This window comes from Enterobacter sp. JMULE2 (assembly GCF_013337145.1).
GTDB lineage: Bacteria > Pseudomonadota > Gammaproteobacteria > Enterobacterales > Enterobacteriaceae > Enterobacter > Enterobacter mori.
In genome coordinates this window covers 198539-213706 of record NZ_SGWD01000010.1, presented here as the reverse complement: position 1 = coordinate 213706, position 15168 = coordinate 198539, and the positions used below count along the sequence as shown (strand labels likewise).

Sequence of the window (15168 nt, the reverse complement as noted above, 5' to 3'; positions counted from 1 at the left end):
GGGCCTACAAAATGCAAGTTGGCAAATGCAGTACGGGGGGTATATGACCTGGTTTATTGACCGGCGTCTTAACGGCAAAAACAAGAGCACGGTGAACCGCCAGCGCTTCTTGCGTCGTTATAAAGCGCAAATTAAACAGTCGATCTCCGAGGCCATCAACAAACGCTCGGTGACTGACGTAGACAGCGGCGAGTCTGTCTCCATCCCCACTGATGACATCAGCGAACCGATGTTTCATCAGGGGCGAGGCGGTCTGCGCCATCGCGTCCACCCAGGTAACGATCACTTTGTTCAGAATGACCGAATCGAGCGTCCACAAGGCGGTGGCGGCGGTTCTGGAAGCGGTCAGGGACAAGCCAGCCAGGACGGTGAAGGTCAGGATGAATTTGTCTTCCAGATCTCGAAAGATGAATATCTCGACCTGCTGTTTGAGGATTTGGCGCTACCTAATCTGAAAAAGAACCAGCACCGCCAGCTTAACGAATACAAAACCCATCGCGCGGGTTATACCGCAAACGGCGTGCCCGCCAATATCAGCGTCGTGCGTTCGCTGCAGAACTCACTGGCGCGACGGACGGCGATGACAGCAGGTAAACGACGTGAACTGCGCGAGCTGGAAACCAGCCTGAAGGTCGTGGAAAACACGGAACCGGCGCAACTGCTGGAAGAGGAGCGCCTGCGCAAAGAGATTGCCGAGCTACGGGCAAAAATCGACCGCGTGCCGTTTATTGATACTTTTGACCTGCGTTACAAGAACTACGAAAAACGTCCAGAGCCATCCAGCCAGGCGGTGATGTTCTGTCTGATGGACGTTTCCGGTTCAATGGACCAGGCCACCAAAGATATGGCGAAGCGTTTTTATATTCTGCTCTACCTGTTCCTGAGCAGAACCTATAAGAACGTGGAGGTGGTCTATATCCGCCACCACACTCAGGCGAAAGAGGTGGATGAACACGAGTTCTTCTACTCACAAGAGACCGGTGGGACCATTGTATCGAGCGCCCTGAAGCTGATGGATGAAGTGGTGAAAGAGCGTTATGACCCGGCGCAGTGGAACATCTATGCCGCGCAGGCGTCGGATGGCGATAACTGGGCAGACGACTCGCCGCTGTGTCATGAAATTCTGGCGAAGAAAATTCTGCCCGTCGTGCGTTACTACAGCTATATCGAAATCACCCGCCGCGCGCACCAGACTCTGTGGCGGGAGTATGAACATTTGCAGTCGATGTTCGATAACTTTGCCATGCAGCATATCCGCGATCAGGATGATATCTATCCGGTATTCCGGGAGCTGTTCCACAAGCAGTCTGCCACCAGCAATGCATAACCCAGCAGCCAGCGAATCCGCTGGCTGTTTTCTTTCGACCCCGTTCATCCCGTGATAATCTAGCAAGCTGCAAATGGGTTTATTACCGGGAAAATCGTTATGTCTGAAGATGTTATTGGGACGGCAACTCACCAGCAGCTGATTACCTTACTTACCGAGCAGGGCGCGCGGTTTCGGGTGATGGAGCACGAGGCGGTGGGGAAATGTGAAGCGGTAAGTGAAATTCGCGGGACCGATCTAAGACAAGGCGCAAAAGCGCTGGTGTGCAAAGTAAAAGGCAACGGCGTAAAAAAACACGTTCTGGCGATCCTGGCCGCCGACCTGCAGGCCGACCTGAGCCAGCTTGCCAGCCATTTTGGCGGGCTTAAGGCCTCGCTCGCCAGCCCGGCGGAAGTCGATACCCTGACCGCCTGCGTTTTCGGCGCTATCCCGCCCTTTAGCTTCCATCCTGACCTGGCGCTGGTGGCCGACCCGCTGCTGTTCGAGCGCTTCGACGAAATCGCGTTTAACGCTGGCCTGCTGGAGAAATCCGTCATTATGGATACCCAGGATTACCTGCGCATCGCCCGTCCCGAGCTGGTGACCTTCCATAAAGCGTAACCGCTAAGGCTGACGCCCCCGTCAGCCTTTTCTTTCCAGAAACAGTACGGAGGCGACGAGAATCACGGCAATAGCGAAAAACGATGAGGAGATAATCAGCGTTTCAACAAACATGTGATCGTTCATGATGGCGACCCCTTTTGCGATATCTGCCTCCGTTTTAATCCGCGTAAATGACAAGGTTATGACAACAACAAAATCTTTTTAAAACTGTCCTGCGTCGCGTTTGCGCGTACAGTAAGCAGGTTAATTATTTTGGCAAGGACTCCCTATGTTTGACCCTACTCTGCTCATTCTTCTGGCACTCGCCGCGCTCGGCTTTGTCAGCCATAACACCACTGTCGCCATCTCGATTCTGGTGCTGATTATTGTGCGCGTGACCCCGCTCAATACCTTTTTCCCGTGGATAGAAAAACAAGGCCTCACCATCGGGATTATCATTTTGACCATCGGCGTGATGGCTCCGATCGCCAGCGGCACGCTTCCTGCCTCGACACTGCTGCATTCGTTCATGAACTGGAAATCGCTGGTGGCGATCGCGGTGGGTGTTTTTGTCTCGTGGCTGGGTGGACGCGGCGTGACGCTGATGAGCAGCCAGCCCTCGCTGGTGGCGGGCCTGCTGGTAGGCACCGTGCTCGGCGTAGCGCTGTTCCGCGGCGTGCCGGTGGGGCCGCTGATTGCCGCCGGGCTGGTTTCGCTGTTTATTGGGAAGTCGTAGTCAGACTGGCAATATAGCGAGCAGGCGTCTGCCCCAACCCTTTCTTGAACATGGTAATGAAGGCGGTGGTAGAGTCATACCCCAGTGACTGTGCTACCTGCTGCACGGAGTTCCCGCTAATTAACAACTGCAAGGCGACAATCAACTGCAGCTGGTGTCGCCAGCGCCTGAAGCTTAACCCCGTCTCTTTTACGACCAGCCGCGCCAGGTTGCGCTCGCTCATGGCAAAGTGACTCGCCCATTGCGCCAGCGTTTGCCAGGCGGCAGGCTCTTCTGCCATCTTCTCGCTCATCAGCCGAATTTTAGGATGGGGCGACACGGGCAACTGCAGATGCTCCTGACGCTGGAGCGGTAACTCGTCAAACAGGACATCCACAAGGCGCGATGTGGCCGCAAGGCGCAGCGCTTCACGCGATTTATCCGCCAGCGACAAAATAAGTTCCCGCACCAGCGGGGAGATTTTCAGGGTGCAACAGCGATCGGGCAAACTGACGGCGCCGGGTTCAATAAATAAGAAGCACAGCTGTGCGCCTGGCGTGGCCTTATTGCTGTGCGGCATCTCCCCCGGAACCCATACGGCATACTGTGGCGGCACCATCAGCATAGCGTTTTCCACATCGCAGGTGATCGCGCCCCCCAGCGCCAGAATCAGCTGACCTTTGCGGTGATGATGCAGCGGAATATGCTGTTCTTCAGCCACCACGCGGATGCGAAACGCCACCGCAGGGTCGTGCTGGCTATCCGGATCGTAGCCATCCAGCCCAAGACCGATCATAAAGTTGTCCGATATTAGCGATAAACTGTCATTTTAGCTTGATTTCAACCAGGCTGAAAATCGGTATTGTGTGCGCTCGCTTGAACGTATGAGAACATAATGACTACAGCTATTCGAACGTCAGGAAAACACGGCGCGCTGCTGATTGCAGGCATCCTGATGATTGCCACCACGCTTCGCGTCACCTTTACCGGGGCGGCGCCGCTGCTTGACACCATCCGTCAGGACTACGGCTTAACCACCGCCCAAACGGGTTTGCTCACCACGCTGCCTCTGCTGGCATTCGCGTTAATCTCTCCCCTCGCCGCAGGTGTCGCCCGCCGTATCGGCATGGAGCGCAGCCTGTTTCTCGCCCTGCTGCTGATTTGCGCCGGAATTGGCGTGCGTTCCCTGCCTTCGGCCTCTCTGCTGTTTATCGGTACGGCGGTCATCGGCTGTGGTATCGCACTGGGCAATGTGCTGTTACCGGGGTTAATCAAGCGCGACTTCCCGGGACAGGTGGCTAAGCTCACCGGAGCGTATTCCCTGACAATGGGGGCGTCTGCTGCGTTAGGCTCTGCGCTGATTGTTCCCCTGGCGCTGGGTGATGCGGGCTGGCACGGCGCGCTGCTGATGCTGATGATCTTCCCGCTGGTAGCCCTGCTGCTGTGGCTGCCGCAGTGGCGTCAGACCCCTGCCGCCACCGTGACCGGCGCAGGTGCGTTGCACAATCGCGCCATCTGGCGCTCTGCCCTTGCCTGGCAGGTGACTCTGTTTCTGGGAATCAACTCGCTGATTTACTACGTGATAATCGGCTGGCTACCGGCGATTTTACTCAGTCACGGCTACAGTGAAACACAGGCAGGTTCGATGCACGGCCTGCTACAGCTGGCCACCGCCGTGCCGGGTCTTGCTATCCCACTGCTCCTCCATCGCCTGAACGATCAGCGCGGGATCGCCGGTATCGTGGCACTGATGTGCGCGGTAAGCGCGGCGGGGTTCTGGTTTGCGCCTGACATGGCGGTAATATGGACTCTGGTGTTTGGCTTTGGCTCGGGTGCGACCATGATCCTCGGCCTGACCTTCATCGGTCTGCGCGCCAGCTCTGCGCACCAGGCGGCGGCGTTATCCGGTATGGCGCAGTCGATTGGTTATCTGCTGGCCGCCTGCGGGCCACCGCTGATGGGGAAAATTCACGACACGGCCGGGGACTGGCGCATTCCACTGATGGCCTGCGCGCTGGCCGCCGCGGTGATGGCGGTTTGCGGCGTGCTTGCCGGGCGTGACCGGGAGATCACACCCCGCTAATGACAAGGGCAGACCCGATAGTCTGCCCTTGTTTTATCCGCGCGCCGCGCGCAGCATCGCCTGCACCAGCACCACCGGACGCCCTTCAAGCGCTGCACGTTCATGCTGGAATAAGGTGATCACAAAGAACGGATGCGTAACCAGTTCGGCTGCGCGAATGTCGCCCTGCTCGTCCCAGCCCGTCACGCGCATATCACCGCTCTCCAGTTGCTGCGCAAATTCTGGCGACACGCCATAGTTGCAGTGATAACCCTCTACAATTTCCGGCTTTCCGTAGGCTTTCGCGATCAGCGTATTGTTGCGCAGTTCAATGGCATCGGTTTTTTCCACCAGCGAGCAGGTCAGCGGCGCAATCACCATCGTCCCTTCGGTATCCGTTTCGGCGTGAGCCGCATCGCTCCAGCCCAGCACATTGCGCGCGTACTCAATCAATGCGTGCTGGAATCCACCGCAGGTCCCGAGGAAGGGAATACTGTTTTCACGGGCGTAGCGTGCGGCGATGAAGGCCGCCTCGGTGTTCTTATAGGGACTTGCAGGCACCAGCCAGATGGCATCATAGCCTACCAGGTCTTCCGGGCTGGTCAGCTCCGTTGTTGCAAGCCAGTCATAATCGGCGGTGAGATCCAGTACAGCAGCGGCATCGTCAATTGCCAGTGGGATCGCCTGATGCGCGACCACATTAGCGTTATAATCGCCAACAAGGGCAATGCGCAGCGTCGTTTTAACCGGGAGGTGTTCCATGAGGGAGTCCTTATGCCAAAGAATTATCAGATAACATAAGGAACCTCAGACTACCGATCTTCTGCAATTATCACAATACCTTAAATTGGGAGGGGTGAAATATGATTCAGTGCAAGCGCCTGTACGATCGGGCCAGTCAGGACGACGGCTATCGGGTTCTGGTGGACAGGTTGTGGCCACGCGGGGTGAAAAAAACAGACCTCGCGTATGATGAATGGTGTAAAACGCTCACGCCTTCAACTGAATTGCGCAAAGCATTTCATAGCGAAACGATTGATTTCACTGCCTTCAGTAAGGCGTATCGGGAAGAACTGGCGCAGCATAAGGACGAAGGCCAGCGTCTGGCAGCTCTGGCAAACAGGCAGACCTTAACCCTGCTCTACGGCGCTAAAGACGAGGCGCAAAATCATGCCCTGGTTTTGGCTGACTGGCTGCGCCATCTGTAATCAACCGATCGTCAGTTCATCACAGGTCTGCGATGTTTCGTCCGGTGTCAGCGGCAGCAGATGTTCCGGGCGGACAAACGCAAAGCCATGCTGATTATCAAACGCATAGACATCTCCCGTCACCAGCCACAGCGCACGGTCCGCCGTTGCAGGCAGCTGCGTCATCACGCCGTTTACTGGATTAACAAAACGCTGACCTGGCTGGCAAAGACCAAACAGCTCCACTGATTTTCCAACGTTGCGGCGGCCAGCTGGCGTACGCGCGCCAATGATTATCGCCAGGCTGCCCGGCTTTAACTGAAACATACTTCTCTCGCGGTCAATATCGCCAAAAATTGGCTAAGAATAATCCTAAAGAGAAGTGTATCGCAGAGAGTATCCCGCTGTCACCTGGCAGGTTGCGGATGATCGCGACGGTAGAGATCCCACTCATCAATCACTTCACCGCCAGGCAGTTTGCACTCGGTACGCACACCCTGCGGACTTTGCACCGGGATCTGTTCGCCACCTTTCTCCAGGCAGTAAACGGAGGCCGGGTTCGCCATACCTGCCGCATGCGGCGGCATAGGGGCGTCAGGTTGAGTGGCTTTTGTTGTGCAAGCTGCGAGCGGTAACGCCAGTGCCAGTAACAGATATTTCATCATCGCAATCCTTAAAGCGTCCTGAAAACGTCAGGGTAACGGGTCAGGAGGGTTTTCTCCATGATTTCTCCATCGTAACTGCACTTTTGCCCCTTACAGTGCAGCGTGTTCTCGATATGACCAGAGAACATCATTCCGTAATCAAGATGTCTTTGCCCCGGTCTCTGCACCGGGGCCTTTTTGTCTCCAGAATCGCCCCGGAGAATGTATAAAATTTGTTATATTCATGTTTTACTATGTCGAAATTGGAAAATTTCAGCATAACATGCAGATGCAGACGTCTTCTGTATGGGAGTCAACCCACGTCATGTCGGATATTATCCTTGCCCGTGTTTCTGAAACACTCGCCACCGAGCAATCCTTAGAAAGTCTTGTACGCCAGCTGCTGGAGATGCTGGAAATTGTGACCGAAATGGAATCCACCTACCTGACAAAGGTGGATATCAACGCGCGGTTGCAGCACATTCTTTATGCCCGCAACAGTAAGCAGATGCAGATCCCTGAAGGGCTGAGCGTTCCGTGGGGGGATACCCTGTGCAAGCGTGCGATAGACAGCGATACTCTGTTCAGCAACGACGTGGCGGGTCGCTGGCCTGATTGCGAAGCCGCAAAAGCGCTTGGGATTACAACCTACATGAGTATCCCTATTCACCTGGCTGATGGTTCGATTTACGGAACCCTCTGCGCGACCAGCACGGAAAAAAAGCAGCTTAGTGAACGCGGTGAGCAAGTGCTAAAACTGTTTGCCGGTTTAATTGCCCAGTATATTCAGAAAGAGTCCCTGGTGGCCCAGCTTCGTGAAGCCAATGCAGCGCTCATCGCCCACTCGTATACCGATGCCCTCACGGGGTTGCCCAACCGTCGGGCGATTTTCGAGAATCTCACTACCCTGTTTTCCTTAGCTAAACACCTTAAACGCAACGCCATTATTGCGTTTATCGATCTGGATGATTTCAAACTGATTAACGATCGCTTCGGGCATGAGACGGGCGATCGATTCCTGATCGAAGTAGGCAAGCGACTCACAGACGAACAGACCGAGGACGAGATCGTCGGAAGATTAGGCGGCGATGAGTTTCTGGTAGCCTGTCTGAGTCAAAGCACAGAAGAAGCCGAAAGGACGCAGATTAATCTGCTGAAAACCCGGCTTAGCGCTCGCATTGCGGGTGAATACTGGCTCGGTCAGGTTCATATTGTGTATCCGGGTGCGAGTCTGGGTATCGTCGAAGTTGATCCCGCGAGCACCGATGCGGACAGCGCGTTACAGGCGGCAGATATGGCGATGTATCAAGACAAAAAAGGAAAAAGTAAAACACGCTTTCTCACGATGGATTAACGCCGTACACTCTACGGCGTTACGTAAAACGATAAAGGTGATGGCATGCGAATAGGGATCCTCTTCCCGGTTGTTATTTTTATAACGGCGGTGATTTTTTTAGCCTGGTTTTTCATTGGCGGTTACGCTGCGCCGGGGGCATAAATGAGAAAAACAACCATCATTATGTTGGTCGTGGCAATCGTAGCTGTCGCGGGTTCACAGTTCGGCTGGTGGTAAACCTCCAATGTAAAAAGGCCGCCATCTGGCAGCCTTTTTCAGCAAATAACAGATTTAGCTTTTGATTTTTCTGTAGATAAACAGAACCACCAGGGCGCCAATCACCGCGACGGCAAAGCTGCCAAAATTGAAGCCATCTACTTTGCCAAACCCGAACAGGGTACTGATCCAGCCGCCAACGACTGCACCCACGATCCCCAGTATGACGGTTACGAAGAACCCACCACCATCTTTGCCCGGCATAATCCACTTCGCCAGGATCCCCGCAATCAGCCCAAAGATAATCCAGGATAAAATTCCCATAGCTTTCCTCTCTGTATGGTTTTTGTCATTAAATCAACGACACAGAAAAGGATAGCACAGGATTTAAGAAAGGAAATTTGTGATAAGCATCACAGGGTTTGATTGAGTAAAATCTGAGCTATAAAAAATGCCGTTCCACATGAAATGTGGGGTTGCATCTTTTGTTGAGAAAGATTATCTTTCTCAACACTGAATAGTTGAGTGAAACACTCAGGTATTCAGTACGACATTGCTCACATTGCTTCCAGTATTTCTTGCCCACTCTTGAGTGGGCTTTTTTTTTGCCTGCAAGACAGACACATCATACCGCAATAAAGGCGTGCTGGTTTCGTCCGGCCCGTTTTGCCTGATAGAGCGCACGATCGGCAGCAATAATAATGTTCTGCTGGCTACCTGCAATCTCCACGGCACGCGCGGTTGAGACCCCTACACTTACCGTTACCCGCCCAAAGGGGCTGAAATCGTGTTCAATATTCAGGGAGCAGACATTGCGAATAATCGATTTGCCAAGGCGACACGCCTCCTCGATATCGGTGTCAGGCAAGATGAGCGCAAATTCCTCACCGCCGTATCTCGCCACAATTTGGTTGTTCCGGGTAAGGCTTTTCCTGAGACACTCTCCCAGTAGGCTAAGACACCGATCCCCTTCCGGGTGCCCGTAGTTGTCATTGTATTTTTTGAAGAAATCCGCATCCACGATCAGCACCGAAATCGGGGAATTGTCAGCCGCACAGCGCGCAATTTCAGACAGGATCTTTTCATCAAATGCGCGGCGATTGAAAAGCCCGGTCAATGCATCTTCAGAGGCAATGATTTGAAGCTCTTTGTTAACCCGGTTTTTTCTGGATAAGTCTACATACAAAAAGTAGGAAGCCACGATGAGCACGGCGGTTAAAATAAGAATAACGACGGCGAGCTGAATGGCCTGCTTGCGCCAGGGAGACAGCGCCTCCTCCTTGCTGACCGCCACGGTCGTCACCAAACCATAGCGTTTGTTTTTCTCAAACGCGTAGATGCGTTCGATTTTATCAAACCGCGAGACGGAACTGGCTATCCCGGCGTTCTGTACCTTGAGATACTCCTTAAAAAGGGGTGAGTCAGAAACAATCGCGCCAATATAGTTATTTTTAAAAGGGTGCCGAACCAGTAATACGCCTGTTTGCGTCGTTAAACCAATAACCCCAGAATGACCAATGTCAATCTGTCCATACAGCGCAAGAAAGTTTTCGATACCCAGCGTAACCACGACAACCCCGTTAAAGGCTCCCGAGTGCGTTTCCAGGCGTCGACTGATGGTAATCACCCATTTACCGTTTGTTCTGCTCACCACAGGTTGACCAATAAAAATCTGCGAATTTTTATTTTCTTTGTGATAGACGAAAAATGGCCTGTCTGCCCCTTTACGGGAACCGGAAAACCCCTCATGCAATGCCGTGAAGATATCCCCTTTCGCATCGTAGACGACGACATTATTTATCTGAGAAAGTAAATCATCCTGATTTGTTATTATCCGCTGAATATTCACAGCCTGCTGCGGCGTCATGCCATAAATTTCAATCATGTCAGAGACAGTGGTAATCAACATTTCACTTTGGCGCATAATCCCCTCAGTGTACACATCAAGGGTATGGCTCAGGTTGGCAACGCTGGTATTAATTTGTTGAATTGATTGCTGTCTGGATGTGGCGATCTGAACGACAAGCGACAGCGAAATAATCAGTGAGACGATGATGACGGTAATGGTTGTTGTGTTAAACGCGTTTTTCACATGCACGAGCTAATCCACCTTATCACGCCTGATATCCCTGGCTGACAACTCTTGTCACTGTAGCAAAGGTCAGTATAAGAGGAAAATAAATTGTACTTAAGCCATGCAAATGAAACCACCCGTATTGGTTTTAATCTGGAAGTATTCACGGAATAAGATTCCTGGGGCATTGATAACTGGCTAACGCACTAAAAAATGCGTTAGCAAGTATGCATATTCAGGAAGTTAATTATCGGGAATTAATATCTTCCGACATCAAAACATTAATAGATGACGTTGGCATGCAACACTCATTCAGACAGCACCCCGGCGTTACTCGTTGCCCCACTGGTTAAGGAAGTTCGCAACATCATCTATACGCATCGTGCGGATCCCTGCTGTGCTGGCCATCTCTTGCTGGGCTTCTTCGCTGATCTCCTCGTTATTTGCCAAACGGGTAAGCAACAGCTGGAAATAATGTGCCAGGCCGTCACGCTCAGAGTCGCTCACAGTTTCAGCCGATTCCGTCGAGTATTCATCGACGATGTCATAAAATTTAAGTGGGATTTCGTTGTTCATAATCATTCTTGAGTCTGACAGTTAAAGAGGATTGTAGCGAGTATATCCCCTGACCAAAGCCTGGAGTCAACGTCACAAAGGCAAAAAAAACGGGAACCCTCAGGCCCCCGCTCTTGTTTAACCCAGAATCTGGATTACATATTCGCGATAATCGCGTCGCCAAACTCTGAACATTTCAGCAGCTTAGCGCCTTCCATCAGACGTTCGAAATCGTAAGTGACGGTTTTCGCGTTAATCGCGCCTTCCATACCTTTTACGATCAGGTCTGCGGCTTCGAACCATTCCATATGACGCAGCATCATCTCTGCGGACAGGATGATAGAGCCTGGGTTCACTTTGTCCTGGCCTGCGTATTTTGGCGCAGTACCGTGGGTCGCTTCGAACAGGGCGCACTCGTCACCGATGTTCGCGCCAGGGGCGATACCGATACCGCCAACCTGCGCTGCCAGGGCGTCAGAGATATAGTCACCGTTCAGGTTCATACAGGCGATCACGTCGTATTCAGCAGGACGCAGCAGGATCTGCTGGAGGAACGCATCGGCGATCACATCTTTAATGATGATCTCTTTGCCGGTGTTCGGGTTCTTGATCTTCTGCCATGGGCCGCCGTCGATCAGCTCACCGCCGAACTCTTCGGTCGCCAGCTGGTAGCCCCAGTCTTTGAACGCGCCTTCGGTGAACTTCATGATGTTGCCTTTGTGAACCAGGGTCACAGAGTCACGGTCGTTGGTGATCGCGTATTCGATGGCCGCACGCACCAGACGCTTGGTACCGTCTTCAGAGCATGGCTTGATGCCAATACCGCAATGCTCAGGGAAACGAATTTTCTTCACGCCCATCTCTTCGCGCAGGAATTTAATCACTTTTTCTGCGTCAGCAGAGTCAGCTTTCCATTCGATACCCGCGTAGATGTCTTCTGAGTTTTCGCGGAAGATAACCATATCGGTCAGTTCAGGGTGCTTAACCGGGCTTGGGGTGCCCTGATAGTAACGAACCGGACGCAGACACACGTACAGGTCCAGCTCCTGACGCAGCGCCACGTTCAGGGAACGGATACCGCCGCCAACTGGCGTCGTCAGTGGGCCTTTAATAGCAACGCGGTAGTCGCGGATCAGGTCCAGCGTTTCTGCTGGCAGCCAGACGTCCTGGCCATAAACTTGAGTCGATTTCTCACCGGTGTAAATTTCCATCCAGGAAATTTTACGCTCGCCTTTGTAGGCTTTCTCAACAGCGGCATCAACCACTTTCAGCATTGCCGGGGTAACGTCTACACCGATACCGTCGCCTTCAATGAACGGGATAATCGGATTGTGAGGAACGTTAATCTTGCCGTTTTGCAGGGTGATCTTTTTACCTTCCGCCGGAACAACTACTTTGCTTTCCATTAACCTCTCCTTCGAGCGCTTCTGGTTGTTACTGATCTTATGTTAATAAATTGTAATGAGCCCTTCGATAGTACCTGAATGTCCGACGCCATGAAAGGTCTTCGTTATTAGGCTATAATGCGGCAATTGATAACGCCTGAAAATACCATGAAGAAAACTTCTTTTACAAAACACCGGGTTGAGCGATTCAGCTCGCGACAAGCCACCAGAAGACCGCAAGAAACCCAGCCGACGCGGGTGATTCTGTTCAATAAACCCTACGATGTTTTGCCGCAGTTCACCGACGAGGCCGGGCGCAGCACGCTGAAGGACTACATCCCCGTGCAGGGCGTTTACGCCGCCGGGCGACTGGACCGCGACAGCGAAGGGCTACTGGTCTTAACCAACGACGGCGCCTTGCAGGCAAAGCTCACGCAACCGGGCAAACGTACCGGCAAAATTTACTTTGTGCAGGTTGAAGGCGAACCGGATGACGCGACGCTGGCGACGTTGCGCAGCGGCGTGACGTTAAATGACGGTCCCACCCTGCCCGCGGGTATTGAGCGCGTGAATGAGCCGGAATGGTTATGGCCGCGCAACCCGCCGATTCGTGAACGTAAATCCATTCCGACAAGCTGGCTTAAAATTACCCTTTACGAAGGCCGCAACCGTCAGGTTCGCCGGATGACGGCACACGTTGGCTTCCCTACCCTGCGTCTGATTCGCTACGCCATGGGCAGCTACACGCTGGATTCACTGGCGAACGGCGAATGGCGGGACGCTGTCCCTTAAGGAGAAACGATGTTCAAACCTCATGTTACGGTCGCCTGTGTGGTTCACGCCCAGGGCAAATTCCTTGTTGTTGAAGAGAGCATCAACGGCAAAGCGCTGTGGAACCAGCCTGCCGGGCATCTTGAAGCCAATGAAACCCTACTCCAGGCAGCGAAGCGTGAGCTGTGGGAAGAGACCGGCATTCACGCTGAGCCCCAGCATTTCATCCGTATGCACCAGTGGATCGCGCCCGATAGCACCCCCTTCCTGCGTTTTTTATTCACCGTTGAGCTTAGCGAAACGTGCGCCACTGAACCGCACGATGACGATATCGATCGCTGCCTGTGGGTGACCGCCGACGAGATCCTGAACGCGCCAAACCTGCGCTCGCCGCTGGTTGCGGAAAGCATCCGCTGCTGGCAGTCTGCGGTTCGCCTGCCGCTGGATGTCATCGGAGAATTTAACTGGCCGTTTACAGAGGGTGTCAACGGTGGGGGGGCGTGATAGAATACGCCGCCTTGAAGTTCAATGTCGTGAGTATTCCATGTCAGATAATAGCCAGAAAAAAGTGATCGTCGGCATGTCCGGCGGTGTCGATTCCTCCGTTTCCGCCTACCTGTTACAGCAACAGGGCTATAAGGTGGAAGGCCTGTTCATGAAGAACTGGGAGGAAGATGATGGTGAGGAATATTGCACTGCCGCTGCGGATCTCGCCGATGCGCAGGCCGTGTGCGACAAGCTTGGCATTGAACTGCACACCGTAAACTTTGCGGCGGAATACTGGGACAACGTCTTTGAACTGTTCCTGGAAGAGTACAAAGCGGGCCGCACGCCGAACCCCGATATTCTCTGCAACAAAGAGATCAAATTTAAAGCCTTCCTGGAATTCGCCGCAGAAGATTTGGGCGCAGACTACATTGCGACCGGTCACTACGTGCGTCGCGCAGATGTGAATGGCAAAAGCCAGCTCCTGCGCGGTCTGGACGGCAATAAAGATCAGAGCTACTTCCTTTACACGCTGAGCCACGAACAGATTGCCCAAAGCCTGTTCCCGGTCGGCGAGCTGGAAAAGCCGGAAGTGCGTAAAATCGCCGAAGAGCTGGACCTGATCACCGCCAAGAAAAAAGACTCCACCGGCATCTGCTTCATCGGCGAGCGCAAATTCCGCGATTTCCTGGGACGTTACCTGCCTGCACAGCCGGGTAAAATTGTCACCGTCGACGGTGAAGAGATTGGCCAGCATCAGGGTCTGATGTACCACACGCTCGGCCAGCGTAAAGGTCTGGGTATCGGCGGGACCAAAGAAGGTAGTGAAGATCCGTGGTACGTCGTCGACAAAGATGTTGAAAACAACATTCTGGTTGTCGCCCAGGGCCACGATCATCCGCGTCTTATGTCCGTTGGGCTTATCGCGCAGCAGCTGCACTGGGTCGATCGCGAGCCGCTGAAAGGCACGCTCCGCTGCACGGTGAAAACACGCTACCGTCAGACCGATATTCCCTGCACCATTACCGCGCTTGATGACGATCGCATTGACGTGCGTTTCGACGAGCCGGTCGCAGCCGTCACCCCGGGTCAGTCCGCTGTCTTCTACAGCGGTGAGATCTGCCTGGGCGGCGGGATCATTGAACAGCGCCTGCCGCTGCCTGCTGTTTAATACGATTGCACACATAAAGGAGACCGTGTGGCGAAGAACTACTATGACATCACCCTGGCGCTGGCGGGAATTTGCCAGTCAGCCCGTCTGGTGCAACAGCTGGCGCACCAGGGTCACTGCGACGCCGATGCCCTGCACGTTTCACTTAACAGCGTTATCGATCTCAACCCGGGCTCTACGCTGGGTGTTTTCGGCGGCAGTGAAGCCAATCTTCGTCTCGGTCTTGAAACTCTGCTCGGCGTGCTCAATGCCAGCAACCGTCAGGGGTTAAACGCAGAATTAACCCGCTACACGCTAAGCCTGATGGTACTGGAACGTAAGCTGAACGCCGCAAAAGGCGCAATGAATACGCTGGGCGATCGCATTGCCGGGCTGCAGCGTCAGCTCGAACATTTTGACCTGCAGTCGGAAACGCTGTTGAGCGCGATGGCGGGGATTTATGTCGACGTCATCAGCCCGCTAGGCCCGCGCATTCAGGTCACCGGCTCTCCTGCGGTACTGCAAAGCCCACAGGTTCAGGCGAAGGTTCGCGCCTCGCTGCTGGCGGGCATCCGCGCCGCCGTGCTGTGGCATCAGGTCGGCGGCGGCCGCCTGCAGTTAATGTTTTCTCGTAATCGCCTGACCACTCAGGCAAAACAAATTCTTGCTCATTGTTAA

At 53.6% G+C, this 15168-nt stretch carries 21 protein-coding genes; 12 read left to right on the top strand and 9 right to left on the bottom strand.

All coding sequences use genetic code 11. The features are described 5' to 3' along the window. Positions 1-43: 43 nt before the first annotated feature. A complete protein-coding gene (locus EXW94_RS01895) occupies positions 44-1327 on the top strand; it encodes a YeaH/YhbH family protein (RefSeq protein ID WP_010430062.1) in 1284 nt (427 codons plus the stop codon). A 99-nt stretch (positions 1328-1426) separates the two neighbouring features. Continuing rightward, on the top strand, positions 1427-1927 hold the full coding sequence (locus EXW94_RS01890; RefSeq protein ID WP_042719249.1) for a YbaK/prolyl-tRNA synthetase associated domain-containing protein: 501 nt from the start codon (positions 1427-1429) through the stop codon (positions 1925-1927). 21 nt (positions 1928-1948) lie between these two features. Here EXW94_RS01890 and yoaI read toward each other — a convergent pair whose 3' ends face one another. Next, positions 1949-2053, bottom strand: coding sequence for a small membrane protein YoaI (gene yoaI / locus EXW94_RS01885; protein WP_010430055.1), 105 nt, complete (start codon positions 2051-2053; stop codon positions 1949-1951). Positions 2054-2198: 145 nt separating this feature from the next. On the opposite strand from yoaI, the gene EXW94_RS01880 reads away from it, so the two are divergent. Then, entirely contained in the window at positions 2199-2645 is a 447-nt protein-coding gene (locus EXW94_RS01880; protein WP_010430052.1) for a DUF441 domain-containing protein, read from the top strand. Here the strand turns inward: EXW94_RS01880 and EXW94_RS01875 are convergent. Further along, a complete protein-coding gene (locus EXW94_RS01875) occupies positions 2629-3420 on the bottom strand; it encodes a helix-turn-helix transcriptional regulator (RefSeq protein ID WP_174339362.1) in 792 nt (263 codons plus the stop codon). The two genes, EXW94_RS01880 and EXW94_RS01875, sit on opposite strands and share 17 nt — an antisense overlap. A 99-nt stretch (positions 3421-3519) precedes the next feature. Between EXW94_RS01875 and EXW94_RS01870 the strand changes: the two genes are divergently transcribed. Then, positions 3520-4707 carry a CynX/NimT family MFS transporter gene (locus EXW94_RS01870; RefSeq protein WP_174339361.1) on the top strand — a complete coding sequence of 396 codons (1188 nt, stop codon included), beginning with the start codon at positions 3520-3522 and terminating at the stop codon, positions 4705-4707. A 33-nt stretch (positions 4708-4740) separates the two neighbouring features. Here the strand turns inward: EXW94_RS01870 and EXW94_RS01865 are convergent, their stop codons facing one another. Beyond that, positions 4741-5448: a CTP synthase gene (locus EXW94_RS01865; protein ID WP_089599071.1), complete on the bottom strand. Its 708-nt coding sequence runs from the start codon at positions 5446-5448 to the stop codon at positions 4741-4743. A gap of 101 nt (positions 5449-5549) precedes the next feature. Here EXW94_RS01865 and EXW94_RS01860 point away from each other — a divergent pair, with 101 nt between their 5' ends. Beyond that, on the top strand, positions 5550-5894 hold the full coding sequence (locus EXW94_RS01860) for a DUF488 domain-containing protein (protein ID WP_174339360.1): 345 nt from the start codon (positions 5550-5552) through the stop codon (positions 5892-5894). On the opposite strand, the gene EXW94_RS01855 is transcribed toward EXW94_RS01860, so the two are convergent. Continuing rightward, positions 5895-6200, bottom strand: a complete 306-nt coding sequence (locus EXW94_RS01855; protein WP_042714215.1) for a periplasmic protein — start codon at positions 6198-6200, stop codon at positions 5895-5897. It lies immediately after the preceding gene. An 80-nt stretch (positions 6201-6280) separates the two neighbouring features. Then, positions 6281-6535: a DUF333 domain-containing protein gene (locus tag EXW94_RS01850; RefSeq protein WP_174339359.1), complete on the bottom strand. Its 255-nt coding sequence runs from the start codon at positions 6533-6535 to the stop codon at positions 6281-6283. Between the two features lie 307 nt (positions 6536-6842). On the opposite strand from EXW94_RS01850, the gene EXW94_RS01845 reads away from it, so the two are divergent. The 3 genes from EXW94_RS01845 to yoaJ are packed head-to-tail and all read left to right on the top strand — an operon-like array spanning position 6843 to position 8090. Continuing rightward, positions 6843-7871 carry a sensor domain-containing diguanylate cyclase gene (locus EXW94_RS01845; protein WP_174339358.1) on the top strand — a complete coding sequence of 343 codons (1029 nt, stop codon included), beginning with the start codon at positions 6843-6845 and terminating at the stop codon, positions 7869-7871. A gap of 45 nt (positions 7872-7916) precedes the next feature. Beyond that, on the top strand, positions 7917-8015 hold the full coding sequence (locus tag EXW94_RS01840; RefSeq protein WP_010430030.1) for a YoaK family small membrane protein: 99 nt from the start codon (positions 7917-7919) through the stop codon (positions 8013-8015). Next, positions 8016-8090: a protein YoaJ gene (gene yoaJ / locus EXW94_RS28550; RefSeq protein WP_100167096.1), complete on the top strand. Its 75-nt coding sequence runs from the start codon at positions 8016-8018 to the stop codon at positions 8088-8090. It abuts the gene before it with no gap. 54 nt (positions 8091-8144) lie between these two features. On the opposite strand, the gene EXW94_RS01830 is transcribed toward yoaJ, so the two are convergent. From EXW94_RS01830 to icd, 4 genes are all read right to left on the bottom strand, one after another. Next, entirely contained in the window at positions 8145-8393 is a 249-nt protein-coding gene (locus EXW94_RS01830; RefSeq protein ID WP_010430025.1) for a GlsB/YeaQ/YmgE family stress response membrane protein, read from the bottom strand. A 301-nt stretch (positions 8394-8694) separates the two neighbouring features. Continuing rightward, on the bottom strand, positions 8695-10167 hold the full coding sequence (locus EXW94_RS01825; RefSeq protein ID WP_174339357.1) for a sensor domain-containing diguanylate cyclase: 1473 nt from the start codon (positions 10165-10167) through the stop codon (positions 8695-8697). Between the two features lie 306 nt (positions 10168-10473). Continuing rightward, positions 10474-10719, bottom strand: coding sequence for a YmjA family protein (locus EXW94_RS01820; RefSeq protein ID WP_108417021.1), 246 nt, complete (start codon positions 10717-10719; stop codon positions 10474-10476). A gap of 134 nt (positions 10720-10853) precedes the next feature. After that, the gene (icd, locus tag EXW94_RS01815) at positions 10854-12104 is read right to left on the bottom strand and encodes an NADP-dependent isocitrate dehydrogenase (RefSeq protein WP_063142859.1); all 1251 of its coding nucleotides are present in this window, start codon (positions 12102-12104) and stop codon (positions 10854-10856) included. Between the two features lie 117 nt (positions 12105-12221). Between icd and rluE the strand changes: the two genes are divergently transcribed. The 4 genes from rluE to hflD are packed head-to-tail and all read left to right on the top strand — an operon-like array spanning position 12222 to position 15168. After that, entirely contained in the window at positions 12222-12875 is a 654-nt protein-coding gene (gene rluE, locus EXW94_RS01810; protein ID WP_010430011.1) for a 23S rRNA pseudouridine(2457) synthase RluE, read from the top strand. A gap of 9 nt (positions 12876-12884) precedes the next feature. Then, on the top strand, positions 12885-13358 hold the full coding sequence (locus EXW94_RS01805; protein ID WP_089599908.1) for an NUDIX hydrolase: 474 nt from the start codon (positions 12885-12887) through the stop codon (positions 13356-13358). 40 nt (positions 13359-13398) lie between these two features. Further along, a complete protein-coding gene (mnmA, locus tag EXW94_RS01800; RefSeq protein WP_108416777.1) occupies positions 13399-14511 on the top strand; it encodes a tRNA 2-thiouridine(34) synthase MnmA in 1113 nt (370 codons plus the stop codon). Between the two features lie 27 nt (positions 14512-14538). Then, entirely contained in the window at positions 14539-15168 is a 630-nt protein-coding gene (gene hflD / locus EXW94_RS01795; RefSeq protein WP_126815342.1) for a high frequency lysogenization protein HflD, read from the top strand.

What these genes read in the sequence shown, in the direction of transcription:
- EXW94_RS01865 (WP_089599071.1), bottom strand. Translation starts at nt 5,448, where the DNA reads ATGGAACACCTCCCGGTTAAAACGACGCTGCGCATTGCCCTTGTTGGC.
- EXW94_RS01855 (WP_042714215.1), bottom strand. Translation starts at nt 6,200, where the DNA reads ATGTTTCAGTTAAAGCCGGGCAGCCTGGCGATAATCATTGGCGCGCGT.
- EXW94_RS01830 (WP_010430025.1), bottom strand. Translation starts at nt 8,393, where the DNA reads ATGGGAATTTTATCCTGGATTATCTTTGGGCTGATTGCGGGGATCCTG.
- rluE (WP_010430011.1), top strand. Translation starts at nt 12,222, where the DNA reads ATGCGGCAATTGATAACGCCTGAAAATACCATGAAGAAAACTTCTTTT.
- EXW94_RS01870 (WP_174339361.1), top strand. Translation starts at nt 3,520, where the DNA reads ATGACTACAGCTATTCGAACGTCAGGAAAACACGGCGCGCTGCTGATT.
- EXW94_RS01895 (WP_010430062.1), top strand. Translation starts at nt 44, where the DNA reads ATGACCTGGTTTATTGACCGGCGTCTTAACGGCAAAAACAAGAGCACG.
- EXW94_RS01890 (WP_042719249.1), top strand. Translation starts at nt 1,427, where the DNA reads ATGTCTGAAGATGTTATTGGGACGGCAACTCACCAGCAGCTGATTACC.
- EXW94_RS01820 (WP_108417021.1), bottom strand. Translation starts at nt 10,719, where the DNA reads ATGAACAACGAAATCCCACTTAAATTTTATGACATCGTCGATGAATAC.
- EXW94_RS01845 (WP_174339358.1), top strand. Translation starts at nt 6,843, where the DNA reads ATGTCGGATATTATCCTTGCCCGTGTTTCTGAAACACTCGCCACCGAG.
- EXW94_RS01840 (WP_010430030.1), top strand. Translation starts at nt 7,917, where the DNA reads ATGCGAATAGGGATCCTCTTCCCGGTTGTTATTTTTATAACGGCGGTG.
- EXW94_RS01850 (WP_174339359.1), bottom strand. Translation starts at nt 6,535, where the DNA reads ATGAAATATCTGTTACTGGCACTGGCGTTACCGCTCGCAGCTTGCACA.
- yoaI (WP_010430055.1), bottom strand. Translation starts at nt 2,053, where the DNA reads ATGAACGATCACATGTTTGTTGAAACGCTGATTATCTCCTCATCGTTT.
- EXW94_RS01805 (WP_089599908.1), top strand. Translation starts at nt 12,885, where the DNA reads ATGTTCAAACCTCATGTTACGGTCGCCTGTGTGGTTCACGCCCAGGGC.
- EXW94_RS01880 (WP_010430052.1), top strand. Translation starts at nt 2,199, where the DNA reads ATGTTTGACCCTACTCTGCTCATTCTTCTGGCACTCGCCGCGCTCGGC.
- EXW94_RS01860 (WP_174339360.1), top strand. Translation starts at nt 5,550, where the DNA reads ATGATTCAGTGCAAGCGCCTGTACGATCGGGCCAGTCAGGACGACGGC.
- mnmA (WP_108416777.1), top strand. Translation starts at nt 13,399, where the DNA reads ATGTCAGATAATAGCCAGAAAAAAGTGATCGTCGGCATGTCCGGCGGT.
- icd (WP_063142859.1), bottom strand. Translation starts at nt 12,104, where the DNA reads ATGGAAAGCAAAGTAGTTGTTCCGGCGGAAGGTAAAAAGATCACCCTG.
- EXW94_RS01875 (WP_174339362.1), bottom strand. Translation starts at nt 3,420, where the DNA reads ATGATCGGTCTTGGGCTGGATGGCTACGATCCGGATAGCCAGCACGAC.